This window comes from Pseudoxanthomonas mexicana (genome assembly GCF_046736355.1).
Taxonomy (GTDB): domain Bacteria; phylum Pseudomonadota; class Gammaproteobacteria; order Xanthomonadales; family Xanthomonadaceae; genus Pseudoxanthomonas_A; species Pseudoxanthomonas_A mexicana_B.
This window is the reverse complement of sequence record NZ_CP157201.1, coordinates 2,214,520-2,232,015: the sequence shown is the minus strand read 5'-3', so window position 1 is coordinate 2,232,015 and position 17,496 is coordinate 2,214,520. Positions and strand designations below refer to the sequence as shown.

The 17,496-nt window shown below is 68.6% G+C and carries 11 protein-coding genes; 8 read left to right on the top strand and 3 right to left on the bottom strand.

Going from position 1 to position 17,496, the window contains the following annotated elements; genetic code table 11:
- Position 1 precedes the first annotated feature (1 nt).
- From nusA to AAG688_RS10210, 7 genes are all read left to right on the top strand, one after another.
- Positions 2–1,513: a transcription termination factor NusA gene (gene nusA / locus AAG688_RS10240; RefSeq protein WP_411832169.1), complete on the top strand. Its 1,512-nt coding sequence runs from the start codon at positions 2–4 to the stop codon at positions 1,511–1,513.
- 133 nt (positions 1,514–1,646) lie between these two features.
- Positions 1,647–4,271, top strand: a complete 2,625-nt coding sequence (gene infB, locus AAG688_RS10235; protein ID WP_411832168.1) for a translation initiation factor IF-2 — start codon at positions 1,647–1,649, stop codon at positions 4,269–4,271.
- 107 nt (positions 4,272–4,378) lie between these two features.
- Entirely contained in the window at positions 4,379–4,747 is a 369-nt protein-coding gene (rbfA, locus tag AAG688_RS10230) for a 30S ribosome-binding factor RbfA (protein WP_411832167.1), read from the top strand.
- Between the two features lie 176 nt (positions 4,748–4,923).
- Positions 4,924–5,859 carry a tRNA pseudouridine(55) synthase TruB gene (gene truB / locus AAG688_RS10225; RefSeq protein WP_411832166.1) on the top strand — a complete coding sequence of 312 codons (936 nt, stop codon included), beginning with the start codon at positions 4,924–4,926 and terminating at the stop codon, positions 5,857–5,859.
- A 138-nt stretch (positions 5,860–5,997) separates the two neighbouring features.
- Positions 5,998–6,258, top strand: a complete 261-nt coding sequence (gene rpsO / locus AAG688_RS10220; protein WP_411832165.1) for a 30S ribosomal protein S15 — start codon at positions 5,998–6,000, stop codon at positions 6,256–6,258.
- A 184-nt stretch (positions 6,259–6,442) separates the two neighbouring features.
- Complete coding sequence (pnp, locus tag AAG688_RS10215) at positions 6,443–8,551, top strand: polyribonucleotide nucleotidyltransferase (protein WP_411832164.1); 2,109 nt, start codon at positions 6,443–6,445, stop codon at positions 8,549–8,551.
- 303 nt (positions 8,552–8,854) lie between these two features.
- Positions 8,855–10,000, top strand: coding sequence for an NAD-dependent epimerase/dehydratase family protein (locus tag AAG688_RS10210; protein ID WP_411832163.1), 1,146 nt, complete (start codon positions 8,855–8,857; stop codon positions 9,998–10,000).
- Positions 10,001–10,065: 65 nt separating this feature from the next.
- On the opposite strand, the gene AAG688_RS10205 is transcribed toward AAG688_RS10210, so the two are convergent.
- The 3 genes from AAG688_RS10205 to AAG688_RS10195 form a co-directional block, all read right to left on the bottom strand.
- Positions 10,066–11,535, bottom strand: a complete 1,470-nt coding sequence (locus AAG688_RS10205) for a DUF1501 domain-containing protein (protein WP_411832162.1) — start codon at positions 11,533–11,535, stop codon at positions 10,066–10,068.
- A 10-nt stretch (positions 11,536–11,545) separates the two neighbouring features.
- Positions 11,546–13,486, bottom strand: coding sequence for a DUF1800 domain-containing protein (locus AAG688_RS10200; RefSeq protein ID WP_411832161.1), 1,941 nt, complete (start codon positions 13,484–13,486; stop codon positions 11,546–11,548).
- Positions 13,487–13,593: 107 nt separating this feature from the next.
- Positions 13,594–14,991 carry a GntP family permease gene (locus tag AAG688_RS10195; protein ID WP_411832160.1) on the bottom strand — a complete coding sequence of 466 codons (1,398 nt, stop codon included), beginning with the start codon at positions 14,989–14,991 and terminating at the stop codon, positions 13,594–13,596.
- Between the two features lie 199 nt (positions 14,992–15,190).
- Here AAG688_RS10195 and AAG688_RS10190 point away from each other — a divergent pair, with 199 nt between their 5' ends.
- Entirely contained in the window at positions 15,191–17,392 is a 2,202-nt protein-coding gene (locus tag AAG688_RS10190; RefSeq protein ID WP_411832159.1) for a TonB-dependent receptor, read from the top strand.
- Positions 17,393–17,496: the final 104 nt, after the last annotated feature.

The following is a 17,496-nucleotide window of genomic DNA, read 5'->3' as shown; positions in this document are numbered from 1 at the left end:
GATGAGTAAGGAACTGTTGCTGGTGGTGGACGCGGTCGCCAACGAGAAGGGCGTGCCGCGCGAGGTGATCTTCGATGCCATCGAGGCCGCCCTGGCTTCGGCCGCCAAGAAGCGTTATCAGGATCAGGACGTGCAGGTGCGCGTGTCCATCGATCACAAGGACGGCAGCTACGAGACCTTCCGCCGTTGGGAAGTGGTGGCCGACGACGTGGTGATGGAGTCGCCGGACCGCCAGATCCGCCTGATGGACGCGGTCGACGAGGCCGACGGCGTCGAGGTCGGCGACTGGATCGAGGAGCAGATCGAGAACCCGGACTTCGGCCGCATCGCCGCCCAGGCCGCCAAGCAGGTGATCGTGCAGCGCGTGCGCGAGGCCGAGCGCCAGCAGGTCGTGGACGCGTGGAAGGATCGCATCGGCGAACTGGTCACCGGCGTGGTCAAGCGCGCCGAGCGCGGCAACATCTACGTCGACCTGGGCGGCAACGCCGAGGCGTTCATCCCGAAGGACAAGGGCATCCCGCGCGACGTGCTGCGCGCCGGCGACCGCGTGCGCGGCTACCTGTTCGACGTGCGCTCCGAGCCGCGCGGCCCGCAGCTGTTCATCAGCCGCGCCGCGCCGGAGTTCATGATCGAGCTGTTCAAGCTGGAAGTGCCGGAAGTGGGCCAGGGCCTGGTCGAGATCAAGGCCTGCGCGCGCGATCCGGGCGATCGCGCCAAGATCGCCGTGCTGGCGCACGACACCCGCACCGATCCCATCGGCGCCTGCATCGGCATGCGCGGCTCGCGCGTGCAGGCGGTGAGCAACGAGCTCAACGGCGAGCGCGTGGACATCGTGCTGTGGAACGACAACCCGGCCACCTTCGTCATCAACGCGATGGCGCCGGCCGAGGTGCAGTCGATCATCGTCGATGAAGAGAAGCACTCGATGGACCTGGCCGTGGCCGAGGATCGCCTGGCCCAGGCCATCGGCAAGGGCGGCCAGAACGTGCGCCTGGCCAGTCGCCTGACCGGCTGGCAGCTCAACGTGATGACCGCCGACCAGGTGCAGGCCAAGAGCGAGGCCGAGCAGGCCGTGGCCCGCCAGCTGTTCATGGACAAGCTGGAGGTGGACGAGGAAATCGCCGCCATCCTGGTGTCCGAGGGCTTCAGCACGGTCGAGGAAATCGCCTACGTGCCGGTCGGCGAGCTGCTGGCGGTGGAGGGCTTCGATGAGGACATCGTCGAGGAGCTGCGCGCCCGCGCCCGCGACGCGCTGCTGAACGAGGCGCTGGCCGAGGAGGAGGGGCTGGAGGAACACCAGCCGTCCGACGACCTGCTGGCGCTGGAGGGCATGGACGAGGCGACCGCCTACGCGCTGGCCAGCCACGGCGTGCGCACCAGCGAGGACCTGTCCGACCTGGGCGCCGACGAAGTGCTCGAGTTCGGCATCGAGGACCTGGACGAGGCGCGCGCCGCCGCGCTGATCCTGGCCGCGCGCGCCGAGGAGATTGCCCGCCTGGAGCGTGGCGAATGATCGCCACGGGGGCCCCCCTGGAGCACGGCGAATGATCCGTCGATGAACGCCGCCCTGGACCGTTCAGGGCTTAGAATCCGCGTTCCCTCCGCAAACGGCGTGGGGGCGCAACACAGAAGAACCTAGGATCCGAATGTCGCAGCAAACCACCATCCGCAAGCTGGCTGAACTGGTCAACACGCCGGTCGAGAAATTGCTGGAGCAACTGGCCGAGGCCGGCATGAGCTTCAGCGGCCCCGACCAGGTCGTGACCAGCACCGAGAAAGTGAAGCTGCTCGGCTTCCTGCGCCGTACCCACGGCAAGAGTGACAAGTCGGTCGAGGAAATCGCCGCGCCCAAGAAGATCACGCTCAGCCGCCGCAAGGTGCAGGAGCTGACGGTCGCCGCCGGCCGCACCAAGACCACGGTCAACGTCGAAGTGCGGCAGAAGCGCACCTACGTCAAGCCGACCGACGAGGCGCCGCCGACCACCTCGCACAACGAGCCGGATCCCGAGCGCGCGGAAATCCTGCGCAAGCTGGAGGAATCCAAGCAGCGCAACCTGGAAGAGCAGCAGCGCCTGGCCGCCATTGACCAGAGCCGCAAGGAAGAGCAGGAGCGCCGCCGCCAGGAGGAGGAAGCCGCCCGCGCCGAAGCCGCGCGCCTGCAGGCCGAGGCCGAGGCGGTGGCCAATGCCGCCGGCGTGGCCAGCGAGGACGGCGAAACCCCACGTCCGGCCAAGGCCGGCGGGCACCACGTGCCCAAGCCGCCGGTGCGCAAGGATCCGCCGCGCGTGGACGATCGCAGCGCGGCCGCCAAGCACAAGACCCGGGGTTCGCACGCGATGGTCGCCGGCGTCGAGGACGACGACAGCACCCAGCGCTTCGCCGGCCAGCTGCACCTGTCGGCCGCCGATCGCGCGCGCCGCGGCGCCTCGCGCGGCAAGCCCAAGCCCAAGCGCCACGAGCAGTCGCGCGGCGGTTCCGGCGCGCACGGCTTCGAGCGCCCGACCGCGCCGGTGGTGCGCGAGGTCGCCATCGGCGACACCATCACCGTGGCCGACCTGGCGCAGAAGCTCGCGCTCAAGGGCGGCGACGTGGTCAAGGCGCTGTTCAAGATGGGCGTGATGGCCACCATCACCCAGACCATCGATCACGACACCGCCGCGCTGGTGACCGAGGAACTCGGCCACAGGCCCATGCGCGCCGGCAGCGACGACGCCGAGAGCGAACTGCTGGCCCATGCCGAGGAAGTGCAGGGCGACAAGCTGGCGCGTCCGCCGGTGGTCACCATCATGGGCCACGTCGACCACGGCAAGACCTCGCTGCTGGACTACATCCGCCGCACCAAGGTCGCCACCGGCGAGGCCGGCGGCATCACCCAGCACATCGGTGCCTACCACGTGGAAACCCCGCGCGGCGTCATCAGCTTCCTCGACACCCCGGGCCACGCCGCGTTCACCTCGATGCGCGCGCGCGGCGCCAGGCTGACCGACATCGTGGTGCTGGTGGTGGCCGCCGACGACGGCGTCATGCCGCAGACGGTGGAAGCCGTGCAGCACGCCAAGGCGGCCGGCGTGCCGCTGATCGTGGCGGTCAACAAGATCGACAAGTCCGACGCGGATCCGCTGCGGGTCAAGAACGAACTGCTCGCCCACGACGTGGTGGCCGAGGAGTTCGGCGGCGACACCCAGTTCGTCGAAGTGTCGGCCAAGGTCGGCACCGGCATCGACACCCTGCTCGACGCCATCTCGCTGCAGGCCGAAGTGCTCGAACTCCGCGCCGTGCACGAGGGCCGCGCCAGCGGCGTGGTCATCGAGTCCTCGCTGGACAAGGGCCGCGGCCCGATCGCCACCGTGCTGGTGCAGCAGGGCTTGCTGAAGAAGGGCGACTACCTGGTCTGCGGCATCCAGTACGGCCGCGTGCGCGCGCTGTTCGACGAGACCGGCGGCCAGCCGGAATCGGCCGGCCCGTCGATCCCGGTGCAGGTGCTCGGCCTGTCGGGCGTGCCCGAGGCCGGCGACGACTTCGTCGTGGTCAAGGACGAGCGCCTGGCCAAGGACGTGGCGCAGCAGCGCGACGCCAAGCGCCGCGAGTCGCGCCTGGTGCAGTCGGCCGGCAGCCGCATGGAAGACCTCATGGCGCAGATGGGCAAGGGCGAGGGCCAGCAGGTCCTCAACCTGGTCATCAAGGCCGACGTGCAGGGCTCGGTGGAGGCGCTCAGGCAGGCGCTGGTGGCGCTGTCCAACGACCTCATCCGCATCAACGTCATCACCGCTGGCGTCGGCGGCATCACCGAGTCCGACGCCAACGCCGCGGTCACCGCCAAGGCGACCGTCATCGGCTTCAACGTGCGCGCGGACGCCTCGGCCCGCCGCATCATCGAGGCCAACGGCGTGGACCTGCGCTACTTCTCGATCATCTACGACGTGATCGACCAGGTGAAGCAGGTGGCGTCCGGCCTGCTGGGCGTGGAGATCCGCGAGGAGATCATCGGCATCGCCGAGGTCCGCGACGTGTTCCGCAGCTCCAAGTTCGGCGCGGTGGCCGGCTGCATGGTCATCGAGGGCGTGGTCAAGCGCAACAAGCCGATCCGCGTGCTGCGCGACAGCGTGGTGGTGTTCGAGGGCGAACTGGAATCGCTGCGCCGCTTCAAGGAGAACGTCGACGAGGTGCGCAACGGCACCGAGTGCGGCATCGGCGTGAAGGCCTACAACGACGTCAAGGCCGGCGACCAGATCGAGTGCTTCGAGCGCATCGAGGTGCAGCGCACCCTGTAAGGGTGCGCTGGGAATAGGGAATGGAGAATCGAGAATCGCAACGGCGGTTCCCGGACGTTCCCGGCTCCAACTCCCGACCATTCCCCATTCTCGATTCCCCATTCCCGATGACGAAGTCATTCACCCGCACCGATCGCATCTCAGCCCAGCTCCGCCGCGAGCTGGGCACGCTCGTGCACGAGGCCGTGCGCGAGGGCGGGTTGCCGTCGGTCAGCGTGTCCGACGTGGAGGTCACCCGCGACCTGGCCCACGCCAAGGTGTTCGTCACCGCGCTGATGCCCGAGCGTTCGGTCGAGGCGGTCAAGGGCCTGCGCGATATGGCGCGCGAAATCCGGATGGAACTGGCGCGGCGGGTGAAGCTGCGGCATACCCCGGAACTGCACTTCCACTACGACGATTCGGTCGACCGCGGCGAGCGCATCGAGAACCTGCTCCGCGACTCGGGACTCGGGACCGGCGATCCGGAAGATCAGTAAGCCTCCCTTTGGTTTTTCAGGCGGCGCATGCGGGCGCAAGCCGCTGCGCGCCCGGTCGCTCGCCTCCAGCGACCGGCGTCCGAGATACATATGTTCGTCATCCAGCGCTTCCGGCTTGCGCCGGGATGACGAGCAAAGGCGATACGCTTTGTCCCTAGCCCCTAGCCCCTTAGCCCTTGAAACCCCGCATCGCCTACCGCCGTCTCGACGGCATCCTGCTGCTGGACAAGCCGCCGGGCATGAGTTCCAACGCCGCCCTGCAGGCGGCGCGGCGGCTGCTGCGCGCGGAGAAGGGCGGCCATACCGGCAGCCTGGACCCGCTGGCGACCGGGCTGCTGCCGCTGTGCTTCGGCGAGGCGACCAAGATCGCCGGCCTGCTGCTGGGCGCGCGCAAGGCCTACGAGACCGTCGCCGTGCTCGGCGCGACCACCGATACCGACGATGCCGACGGCGCGGTGCTGCGCGAACGTCCGGTGCCGGCCATCGACGACGCCATGCTGGAAGCGGCGCTGGCGCCGCTGCGCGGGCGCATCCGCCAGCGCGCGCCGATCTATTCGGCGCTCAAGCAGGGCGGCGAGCCGCTGTACGCCAAGGCGCGCCGCGGCGAGGCCATCGAGGCGCCCGAGCGCGAGGTCGAGGTGCATGCCATCGAGGTGTTGTGGCGGCAGCCGGACCGGATCGCGCTGCGCATCGAATGCGGCTCGGGCACCTATGTGCGCAGCCTGGTCCGCGACCTGGGCGAGGCGCTGGGTTGTGGCGCGCACGTGGCGCAACTGCGGCGGCTGTGGGTCGAGCCGTTCAGGCAGCCGGCGATGCATACGCTGGAGCAGCTGGCGGCGCTGGCCGAGGCCGGCGAGGCCGCGCTGGACGCCTGCCTGCTGCCGGTCGAACAGGGGCTGGCGGGATTCCCGGCCGTCACCCTGGCGCCGGCCGAGGCCCGCCGGCTGGGGCTGGGCCAGCGCCTGCGCGGTCCCTGGCCCGCGGCCGGGACCGTCGCCGTCCACGGCCCGGACGGCCGCGTGCTGGGCCTGGCCTCGGTCGACGCCGGCGGCCTGCTGTCGCCGCAGCGCCTGTTCACCTGGGCCGTGCCGGGACAGGAGGGCGCGCAATAAGACCTTGTTTCACAAGGGGCCACAGGCGTACACTACGTCGCCGGTTTCATACCGGCATTTCCTTTTGCATCCACGGCGAGCCACGCGGTGCCCGGCATCCTCCGGCGTTCCTGCAGGCTTCGCGTCAACGAGAAACCCATGTCCATCGATACCCAGAAAGTCATTGAAGAGAACAAGCGCAGCACCAACGACACCGGCTCGCCGGAAGTCCAGGTCGCCCTGATCACCGCCCGCATCGAACAGCTGAGCGGCCACTTCAAGACCCACAAGAAGGATCACCACAGCCGTCGCGGCCTGCTGCAGCTGGTCAACCGCCGCCGCAGCCTGCTCGATTACCTCAAGCGCAAGGACAACGAGCGCTACAAGGCACTGATCGAGAAACTCGGCCTGCGTCGCTGATGCACCCCTCCGCCGCGGCGCAGCAATGCGCCGCGGTTTGCATTTCAGGGAAGGCAACGGCCCACGCCGCCGTTCCCGGGAATGCGTTCCACCGCCGTCGTATCGGCCGGACATGCCGGCCAGCCGGACGCGACAAGGGTCGCGCGCGGTCCAACCCGAAAAGCTAGAACGCTAAGGAATCAACGTGGCAAAAATCACCAAAACCTTCCAGTACGGCAAGCACACCGTCACCCTGGAGACCGGCGAAATCGCCCGCCAGGCCGGCGGCGCCGTCCTCGTCAAGATGGACGACACCGTACTGCTGGTCACCGCCGTGGCCGCCAGGAACGCGCGCGAAGGGCAGGACTTCTTCCCGCTGACGGTGGACTACCAGGAGAAGTTCTACGCCGGCGGCCGCATCCCCGGCGGCTTCTTCAAGCGCGAGGGCCGCGCGACCGAGAAGGAGACGCTGATTTCGCGCCTGATCGACCGCCCGCTGCGCCCGCTGTTCCCGGAAGAATTCCGCAATGAAGTGCAGGTCATCGCCACGGTGATGTCGCTGAACCCGGACATCGACGGCGACATCCCGGCGCTGATCGGCGCCTCGGCCGCGGTCGCCCTGACCGGCGCGCCGTTCAACGGCCCGATCGGCGCGGCCAAGGTCGGCTACGTCAACGGCCAGTACGTGCTCAACCCGACCGTCAGCGAGCTGAAGGATTCCAAGCTGGAGCTGGTGGTCGCCGGCACCGCCAACGCCGTGCTGATGGTCGAGTCGGAAGCCGACCAGCTGTCTGAGGACGTCATGCTGGGCGCGGTGATGTTCGGCCACCGCGAGATGCAGAAGGTCATCGCGGTCATCAACGAGCTGGTCGCCGAAGCCGGCAAGCCGAAGTGGGACTGGCAGCCGCCGGTCAAGAACGAAGGCCTGATCGCCGCGCTGCGCAACGCCGTGGGCGACAGCCTGGCCGGCGCCTTCCAGGTGCGCGACAAGCTGGAGCGCCGCGACACCATCTCCAACCTCAGGAAGGCCATCCTCGGCGCGCTGGCGCCGGAAGCCGAGTCCAATGCCTGGAATGCCGGCGATCTGTCCAAGGAATTCAGCGAGCAGGAATACCAGACCATGCGCCGCTCGGTGCTGGAGACCAAGGTGCGCATCGACGGCCGCGGCCTGGCCGACGTGCGTCCGATCACCTCCAAGGTCGGCGTGCTGCCGCGCACCCACGGCTCGTCGCTGTTCACCCGCGGCGAGACCCAGGCGATCGTGGTCACCACGCTGGGCACCGCGCGCGACGGCCAGATCATCGACGCCGTGTCGGGCGAGTACAAGGAAAACTTCCTGTTCCACTACAACTTCCCGCCTTACTCGGTCGGTGAAGCCGGCCGCATGATGGGCCCGAAGCGCCGCGAAATCGGCCACGGCCGCCTCGCCAAGCGCGGCGTGCTGGCGGTGATGCCGTCGCTGGAGGAGTTCCCGTACACCATCCGCGTGGTCTCGGAAATCACCGAGTCCAACGGCTCCTCGTCGATGGCCTCGGTGTGCGGCAGCTCGCTGGCGCTGATGGATGCCGGCGTGCCGATCAAGGCGCCGGTGGCCGGTATCGCGATGGGCCTCGTCAAGGAAGGCGACGACTTCGTCGTGCTGAGCGACATCCTGGGCGACGAGGATCACCTCGGCGACATGGACTTCAAGGTCGCCGGCACCGCCGAGGGCGTGACCGCCCTGCAGATGGACATCAAGATCGAGGGCATCACTGAGGAAATCATGAAGCAGGCCCTGGCGCAGGCCAAGACCGGCCGACTGCACATCCTCGGCGAGATGGCCAATGCGCTGACCGCGCCGCGCCAGGAGCTGAGCGAGTTCGCCCCGCGCCTGCTGACCATCAAGATCCACCCGGACAAGATCCGCGAGGTCATCGGCAAGGGCGGCGCCACCATCCAGGGCATCACCAAGGAGACCGGCACCCAGATCGACATCCAGGACGACGGCACCATCGTCATCGCCTCGGTCAATGCCGCCGCCGCGCAGGCCGCCAAGGCGCGCATCGAGCAGATCACCTCCGACGTCGAGCCGGGCCGCATCTACGAGGGCAAGGTCGCCAAGATCATGGACTTCGGTGCGTTCGTCACCATCCTGCCGGGCAAGGACGGCCTGGTGCACGTGTCGCAGATCTCCAACGACCGCGTCGAGAAGGTCAGCGATGCGCTGAAGGAAGGCGACGTGGTCAAGGTCAAGGTGCTGGAAGTCGACAAGCAGGGCCGCATCCGCCTGTCGATCAAGGCGGTGGAGGAAGGCGAGGGCGTGTCGGCCGAATAAGCCGCGCCTCGGCCTCAATCGCAAGCGTCACGAAAAAGCGGGCTTCAAGCCCGCTTTTTCGTGGCCGTTTGCCTGGGTCTTGCCCGGAGGCCGCAGGGCGGCGTGTTCTCCGGTAGAGCCGAGCTTGCCCGGCTCCCTGATGCCGGATGGAAGGGCAGTCGAGCAAGCTCGGCTCTACAGAGATGCGGCATGTGGCGTCCACCGGCGATGGAGGAAGAAGGTCACCGCGACTTCCGGCATGGGAGGGCGCGTGCCCGGGATGCTATCTAGGCAGCTTCCCATCCCGGCCTGCCTGGAGCCGACATGACCACCACCCGCCGCGACCTGTTCAAGCTGGGCGCACTGGCCGCCGCCGCGGCCGCGCTGCCGTCGTTCGCCTCGTCCGCCGATGAAGCCCGGCCGGTCGCCAGGGCGGCCAGGCCGCTGGACATCCTGATCCTGGGCGGCACCGGCTTCACCGGCCCGTTCCAGGTCGACTACGCGCTCAGGCGCGGCCACAGGGTCACGCTGTTCAACCGCGGCCAGCGGCCCTCGCCGAAGTGGCCGGGCGAAGTGGAACAACTCAACGGCGATCGCAACACCGGCGACCTGGCATCGCTGAAGGGTCGCAAATGGGACGTGTGCGTCGACAATCCCACCAGCCTGCCGTTCTGGGTGCGCGACGCCGGCAAGGTGCTGAAGGGCAACGTCGGCCATTACCTCTTCATCTCCACCATTTCGGTCTACGCCGACGGCAGCAGGCCGGGCATCACCGAGGACGCGCCGCTGGCGCAGTACAAGGGCAAGGACGCGATGGCCGAGACGCAGGAGTCGCTGCGCGCCGACGTCGGCAACCTCTACGGCCCGCTGAAGGCGCTGAGCGAGGCCGAGGCGCGCAGGCAGTTCGGCGAGCGCGTGACCATCGTGCGGCCGGGCTACATCGTCGGTCCGCGCGACGAGACCGACCGTTTCACCTACTGGCCGCACCGGGTCGCGCAGGGCGGCGAAATCCTGGTGCCGGGCGACGGCGCCGATCCCATCCAGATCATCGACGGCCGCGACCTGGGCGAATGGATGATCCGGCTGGCCGAGGCCAGGACCTACGGCGTCTTCAATGCCTGCGGCCCCGACTACCGGCTGGGCATGGACGCGATGCTGCACGGCTGCCAGGCCGTGACCGGCGGCGGCATGACGCTGACCCACGTACCGCCGTCGTTCCTCGAAGAACACAAGGTCGGCCTGCCGATCTGGGTGCCGTCGAAGGACAGCGAGTACGCCGGCTACGGCGCGGTCAGCAACGCGCGCGCCATCGCCGCCGGCCTGACCTTCCGCCCGCTGGCTATCACCGTGGCCGATCTGCTGGCGTGGTTCCGCGGCCTGCCGGCCGAGCGCCAGGCCAAGCTGCGCGCCGGCATCAGTCGCGAGAAAGAGGCGGAACTGCTGAAGGCCTGGCACGCGCGCGGCGCCTGAGCCTGAAGCGCGCCCGGATCGCGTGATGGCAGTGCGCCTGCCGCGACGGGCGCAGGATTCGGTGGTTAGCGTTCCCGGCGCAGGATCGCCCGGTCCACCGGGCCACGGCGCTGCCAGTCGGGCGCGGCGCGTCCGGCCGATGCGTCGAGAGCGGGCGCTGCACCCGGCACCGCCAGCGCGGGAATCGACGCTGCCTGCGGTTCGGATCTGGCCACCAGGTCGGCGCCCTGCACGATGCCCAGCGGCGCATAGCCGGCGTAGCCCGGGAACACCTGGCTCAGGTTGGCGTTGCCCATCCGGCGGATCAGGATTTCCGAGAACACCTGGCGGTAGTCGGTGGTGACCGGCACGTCGCCGTGGGTGGCCGACAGCGTTTCCGGGTTCAGCCCCATCCAGGTGCCGTAGAACCTGCGGCCATTGACCGGGCCGCCGAGCACCAGCAGCGGATTGCCGTAGCCGTGGTCGGTGCCTCCGTTGGCGTTGGCGCGCACGCGGCGGCCGAACTCGGACTGCACGACCACCGTCACCCGCGACATCTGCCCGCCGGCGTTGAGTTCGTTGAAGAAGGCGTACAGCGCGGTGGACAGTTCGCTGATCTTGTTCTGGTAATAGTGGTAGCCGCTGCCGGCGGTGCCCTGGCCCTCGTGCGTGTCCCAGCCGCCGAGGTCGAGGGTGGCGTAGCGCAGGCCGAGGTTGAAGCGGATCGACTGGGCGATGGTCCACAACTGCTGGGCGAAGGTGCCGGTGGGCCAGCTGGCCGGCAGGCTGGCGTAGGCCTGCTGGTTGATCAGCTTGAGCGCGGCGTCGGCACGGCTGCCGTTGACGCCCAAGCCGGTGGGACCGCCCCACAGGTCGGCCAGGGTCTCGTTGAGGCCGCGGAAGCCGGCCGGCGAATCGCTGCGTATCCGCTGCCAGGCATAGGCGCCGGCGTTGAGCGCGAAGTCGGCCGGGCTGGTCATGGTCAGCCCGTCGATGGCGCCCAGCAGGCTGGCCGGCCGCGTGCCGCTGATGCCCAGCGAGGGCAGGCTGGCGGTCGTGCCGCCCGCCCGCGTTTCCCAGGCCCGGGTGATCCAGCCGGTCGGCGAGCCGTATTTTCCGGGCGTGCCGAGATCGATGTAGAGCTGGGCATCGAAGTGGCTGCGGGTGACCGCGGTGGCCATGCCGCAGGCGTGGACGATGGCCAGCCTGCCGTCGTTCCACAGGTCGCGCAGGCCGCTGGCGGAAGGATGCAGGCCGAAGCCGGTGGCGGCATTGCCGGCCAGGGTCAGCGGCAACGCGCCGTACGTGCCGCTGGCGGCGATCTGCAGATTGGGGCGCGCCTGCTCGTAGTGGCTGCGATCCTGCCCGCTGATCGGCACGACCAGGTTCAGCCCGTCCAGGCCGCCGCGCAGGAACAGGTGCACCACCGTGTCGTAGGGGTTGGCGGCGGCGAAGGCGTCGTCGGCGAACATCATCGACGTGCCGGCCGCGCCGACCACCGCGGCGCTGCAGCAGCCCTTGAAGAACTCGCGCCGGGTCAGTTTGAAATCGCTCATCGGTTCGACCTCAGCGGCTCATGAACTCGGGGGACATCAGGATCAGCGAGACCATGCTGCGCAGGCGCTGGTGGTTGTAGTGGCGCTTCAGATCGCTGGCGGCCCAGGCATCGGTGTCGGTGATGACGTAGCTGGCGGGATCGCCGTTCTGCGCCATGAAGTTGATCAGGGTCTGTTTGCGTCCGGCTTCCGGCTGGTAGCCGAGGATGCGGTTGCACCAGAAGGTGACCAGGTTGCTAGCAGTCCACGTAGCCACGCCGCTGCGGGTGGCATCGATAATCGGGCTGAGGAAGGCGTCGCCTTCCTTCGTTTCCGTCAGCCAGTTCACCAATTTCCAGGTCATCGCGAACGAGTTGGACCCGGACCAGGCGATGCCGGTGTCCGGATAGCCGTTGGGCGCCGGCCAGTTGTAGGGGACGTGGCCGGTGAAGCCCATCCGCCACATGAACTCGTTGCTCTTGTCGTGATCCAGCCGCAGCGTCCAGGTCTGGCCGAGCGCGCGCATCGCCGCGACGACCGCCTCGAACGGCCGGCGGTTCTTCTGCCCCCAGCCGTTGATCATGTCCTCGGAGGTGAGGATGTGGCGCAGGGTGATCTCGATCTGGTTCGGATGCTGCCAGTGGGCGCGGAAGATCGCCGCGGCGCTGTCGACCAGCGGCTGCGACGGGGTGTCGCCGACGAAGCGCCGGATCAGCTTGCCGCAGATGAACTTCGCCACGCGCGGGTGGCTGGCCAGCCGGTCGAGCACGTCGCGGCCGTCCTTCATCGCCGGCTGCTCGGGCGTGAGCGTCATGCCGAGCAGGAACTTGGGGCCGGCGTCGTGCCAGGACTGGCGGTAGACGAAGGTGCCGTCGTTCTCGGTGGGGAACTGCCAGTGCCCGTTCTTGGCCGACCAGCCGGTGAAGGCGGCGGCGGTCTCGTAGACGTCGACGTCGGTGTAGCCGATCGGGTAGGACGGATCCTCGGGGCACGGCGGCACCCGGAACGGATCCATGAAGCCGAGGTAGTTCTCCGCGCCCAGCGTGTGCAGTTCCAGCAGTTCGCGGGCGAAGTTCTCGTTGGGGCCGGAGCGCGAATTGTTGATGTTGTCCAGGTAGTAGAGCATCGCCGTGCTCTTGGCGACCTCTTCCAGCATCGTGCGGAAGTTGCCCTTGGCGTGGGCGCGGATCACCTCGCGATCATAGTGCGCGTGGACCGAGCCGACGCTGTAGTCGGTGCCCAGCACGTTGAAGTGGTCGTGCCAGAAATTGGCCAGCACCTCGCGCAGTTGCCGGCGCGAATGCACTGCGCGCACGAAGGCGGCGCGCTGCACCTCGTTGCCGGGGCGGATGCGCACGGCGTACTCGGGATCGTTCTTGGTGTGGTCGTTCCACATCTGCGCCAGCGGCTTGCCCAGCGTGGTATAGCCGGCCTGGGCCAGGCGCGCGTCCAGGGCGGCGTCATTGATGGCGTCCCAGTCCAGTTGCCAGTCCACGTAGTTGGCCAGGCGCTGCCGGTCGTTGCCGCCCAGCGCGTTGAACTCGTTGATGCTGGCCGGGGTGGCGCCATAGCTGAGGCGGTTGAGCATGCGCACCGCGAACGGCGGCGCCGGCAGCGTGACCAGTCGCGGCGCCGACAGCCCGGCCATGCTGCGTGCGCCGCCGTCGGTGGCCGCCTGCCCGGCGGTTGTATTGGCCGGGGTGCCCTTGTCCGGCGCCTGCGACTGGCGGCGCGTGCCGTACAACTGCTGGTGGCGCTGGCGAACCCGCGCTTCCATCGCCGCCAGCGAATCCCCGGGAAGGGACGACGAAGGCGATGACGGCGAGGCGGCGCCGGGACGCGCGCGCCGGGTCCAGTAGGAGAGGGATTGATCGCCTGAAAATGTGCCGGCGTTCGCATCGAGTGATGCCTCGTCCAGCAGCGCGCGCTCGCGCAGTCCGGACAGCCGGAAATGGAGTGGGCGTCTGGCCATGATCCCTGCTTGATGTCCCCCGGGCCGCGCAGTATTGGCGAAGTGCCGCCTGCATTATTGCGACGCGCCGCACAGGCCGGCCAACCGGCCGGTGGCACAGGGGGATATCAAACCCAGCCGGTGGCGTAGAACACGCCGATGATCACGAATACCGCGGCGGTCTTGATCAGGGTGATGGCGAAGATGTCCTTGTAGGACTGCCGGTGGGTCAGGCCGGTCACCGCCAGCAGGGTGATGACCGCGCCGTTGTGCGGCAGCGTGTCCATGCCGCCGGAGGCCATCGACGCGACCCGGTGCAGCACGTCCATCGGGATGCCGGCGGCGTTGGCGTTGGCGATGAAGCTGTCGGCCATCGCCGCCAGCGCGATGCTCATGCCGCCGGAGGCCGAGCCGGTGATGCCGGCCAGCGTGGTCACCGAGATCGCCTCGTTGACCAGCGGGTTGGGGATCGCGCCGAGTGCGTTGGCCACCACCAGGAAGCCCGGCAGCGCGGCGATCACCGCGCCGAAGCCATATTCGGAGGCGGTGTTCATCGCCGCCAGCAGCGCGCCGCCGATGGCGTTCTTCGTGCCTTCGGCGAAGCTGGCGAATACGCTGCGCCAGGCGAACGCCAGCACGGCCAGGATGCCGACCAGCAGCGCGCCCAGCACCGCCCAGATCGCCGCCAGCTTGGACACGTCCTGCACCACCGGCGCCGGGTTGCCGATGACCGCCGGTACGAACGACTGCGTCGCGCCATAGAACTCGGGAATCCAGCGGGTGAAGGCGAAGTTGGCCACGCCCACCAGCAGCAGCGGCAGCAGCGCGATCAGCGGATGGGCGAGCTTCTCGCCGCGGAACGGCTCGGGCTCGTTGCGCAGTTGGCCGCCGTAGCCTTCGCCGGCGCGCAGCGCCGCGCGCCGGCGCCATTCCAGGTAGCCCATGCCGACGATCAGGATGAACACGCCGCCCAGCGTGCCCAGCACCGGCGCGGCCCACGAGGTGGTGCCGAAGAACGCGGTCGGGATGATGTTCTGGATCTGCGGCGTGCCCGGCAGCGCGTCCATCGTGAAGGTGAACGCACCCAGCGCGATGGTGCCGGGGATCAGCCGCTTGGGGATGTCGCTCTGGCGGAACAGCTCGGCGGCGAACGGGTACACCGCGAACACCACCACGAACAGCGACACGCCGCCGTAGGTCAGCAGCGCGCAGACCACCACGATCGACAGCATCGCGCGCTGCGCGCCGAGCAGGCGGATGGTCGCCGCGACGATCGACTTGGAGAAGCCGGAGATCTCGATCAGCTTGCCGAACACCGCGCCGAGCAGGAACACCGGGAAGTACAGCTTGAGGAAGCCGACCATCTTGTCCATGAACAGGCCGGTGAACATCGGCGCGACCAGCGCGGGATCGGTCAGCAGCACCGCGCCGAGCGCGGCGATCGGCGCGAACAGGATCACGCTGTAGCCGCGGTAGGCCACGAACATCAGGAAGCACAGCGCGGCCAGAACGATCAGGAAGGACATCACGGCTCCTCGGCGTCGCGCCGGGTGACAGGCGGCGGCCGGCGGGCCGCGGGAATGGCGGCGAGTATCGGCACCGCGCCATGCGCCGGCCCACTGTACGAAGGTACAGGTGCGGCGCCGGCGGCCGGTGTCTAGCCTTGCCTGCGAATCGGCGGCGTTCGTCCGCCGCCACGTCATACCCGGGAGGAGGGGAGACCCAATGAAGCGCAAGCACCTGAGCCTGGCCATCGGCTGCATCCTGTTGTCGTCCACGCCGCTGGCGTGGTCGCAGGACACGGCCGCCGCCGGCGATACGCCAGCCAGTTCCGCCACCACGCTCGATGCCGTCACCGTGACCGCGCGCAAGCGCGAGGAGACCCTGCAGGAAGTGCCGGTGGCGGTCACCGCGTTCACGCCGGAGACGCTGGAGAAGCTCAACGTCAACGACATCGGCGACCTCGACGCGCAGGTGCCCAACCTGACCATCTACGCCGCGCGCGGCTCCACCAGCACCGCCACCGCCTACATCCGCGGCGTCGGCCAGGCCGATCCGCTGTGGGGCGTGGACCCGGGCGTGGGCATCTACCTGGACGACGTCTACATCGCCCGTCCGCAGGGCGCGCTGCTGGACGTGTTCGACGTCGGCCGCATCGAGGTGCTGCGCGGCCCGCAGGGCACGCTGTACGGCAAGAACACCATCGGCGGCGCGATCAAGTACATCTCGCGCGGGCTGCCGAAGGAAACCGAGGGCTTCGCCTCGATCACCGTCGGCAACTACAACCAGCTCGACGCCAAGGCCGCCGTCGGCGGCCCGATCGGCGGCGCCGACAGCGGCCTGCGCGCGCGCGTGTCGGTGGCCAGCATGAACCGCGACGGCTTCGGCACCAACCTCCATACCGGCCAGGACGTCAGCGACAAGGAGATCAACGCCGCGCGCTTCCAGCTCGGCGCCTACGCCGGCGACGACTTCGACGTGCAGTTCGCGCTGGACTGGATCGACGACCAGTCCGGCGTGCGCGGCGCCAGGATGCTGGCGGCGAACGGCAACGTGCTGGTCCCCGTGTCCGGCATCGCGCCGCTGGACGACCGCTACGACATCCGCAGCGGCATGAAGAACGTCAACGACACCTCGATGAAGGGCGCCTCGGCCACCGTCAACTGGCGCCCGGGCGAGGACTGGACCTTCAAGTACGTCATCGCCAAGCGCGAGTCGGATACCGAGACCAACATCGACTTCGACACGCTGCCGCAGATGATCGCCGACGTGCGTGCGTTCTACAGCGACCAGCAGGTCACCAACGAACTGCAGGCCAACTACGATGGCGGCGGCCGCGCCCGCGGCGTGATGGGCCTGTACTGGTTCGACGGCGACGCCGGCGGGCAGGTGCTGAACAACTTCTTCAACCTCAGCTTCGGCGACACCCAAGGCGTGGTCAACACCTCGAGCTTCGCCGCGTATGCGGACTGGACCTTCGACCTGACCGAGCGGATGAAGCTGGACGTGGGCGCGCGCTACACCGACGAGGACAAGCACGCCATCGCCTACAACATCGGCTACACGGACGCCACGTTCACCCGCCCGAACGGCGCGGTCGCGGCGAACTTCGACAAGACCATCAACTTCAAGAACGTCTCGCCCAAGATTTCGCTGGACTACCAGGTCACGCCGGATGTCATGGCCTACGCACTGGCCTCGCGCGGATTCAAGTCCGGCGGCTACAACATCCGGGCCAACACCACCGCGGTGCCGCGCTCGGGCGAGCCGTTCGACGACGAGAGCGTCGACAGCTTCGAGATCGGCACCAAGATGGGACTGCTCGACCAGCGCCTGTTCCTCAACCTGGCCGCGTTCCACAACGTCTACAGGGACATCCAGCTTTCGGTGTTCACCGCATTGCCGGGAGGCGGCTTCTTCGGCGACTTCACCAACGCCGGCAAGGGCACGGTCAACGGCCTGGAAGTGGAATACCAGTTCCTGCCGACCGCCAACTGGCTGATCAGCGGCAACCTGGCCTGGCTGGACGCCAAGTACGACGAGTTCATCAGCGCCGGCGTCAACATCGCCGACACCCAGTACTTCACCAACGCACCGGAGTTCTCGGGTGCGCTGAACGTGGAATACCGCACCGAACTGGCCAACGGCGGCAACCTGTCCGCGCGCGTGGGTTATTCCTACCAGTCCGAGGTATGGCCGACCACCGATCTGAGCCCGGCGATCCGGCAGGACGGTTACGGCCTGCTCGGCGCCGGCGTGATCTGGCGCGCCAATGATGCGTGGTCGTTCTCGTTGCAGGGTTCCAACCTGACCGACAAGGAATACCGCACCACCGGCTACAACCTGGTCAGCGCCGGCCTGGGCGTGCTGACCGGCTTCTACGGCCCGCCGCGCCAGTACTCGCTGACCGCCCGCTACGATTTCTGAGCGGGTGACGGCGGTGCAGGCGACTCCGGCGACGGCGGGCGAAAGCCCGCCGTCGCCGCGTTATGCTCATGGCATGGGGGAGCCTGCCGGAAAAGTCGGTGATT

Coding starts and splice junctions, on each gene's coding strand:
- nusA (WP_411832169.1), top strand. CDS start 2: ATGAGTAAGGAACTGTTGCTGGTGGTGGACGCGGTCGCCAACGAGAAG.
- infB (WP_411832168.1), top strand. CDS start 1,647: ATGTCGCAGCAAACCACCATCCGCAAGCTGGCTGAACTGGTCAACACG.
- rbfA (WP_411832167.1), top strand. CDS start 4,379: ATGACGAAGTCATTCACCCGCACCGATCGCATCTCAGCCCAGCTCCGC.
- rpsO (WP_411832165.1), top strand. CDS start 5,998: ATGTCCATCGATACCCAGAAAGTCATTGAAGAGAACAAGCGCAGCACC.
- AAG688_RS10210 (WP_411832163.1), top strand. CDS start 8,855: ATGACCACCACCCGCCGCGACCTGTTCAAGCTGGGCGCACTGGCCGCC.
- AAG688_RS10205 (WP_411832162.1), bottom strand. CDS start 11,535: ATGAGCGATTTCAAACTGACCCGGCGCGAGTTCTTCAAGGGCTGCTGC.
- AAG688_RS10200 (WP_411832161.1), bottom strand. CDS start 13,486: ATGGCCAGACGCCCACTCCATTTCCGGCTGTCCGGACTGCGCGAGCGC.
- AAG688_RS10195 (WP_411832160.1), bottom strand. CDS start 14,991: ATGTCCTTCCTGATCGTTCTGGCCGCGCTGTGCTTCCTGATGTTCGTG.
- AAG688_RS10190 (WP_411832159.1), top strand. CDS start 15,191: ATGAAGCGCAAGCACCTGAGCCTGGCCATCGGCTGCATCCTGTTGTCG.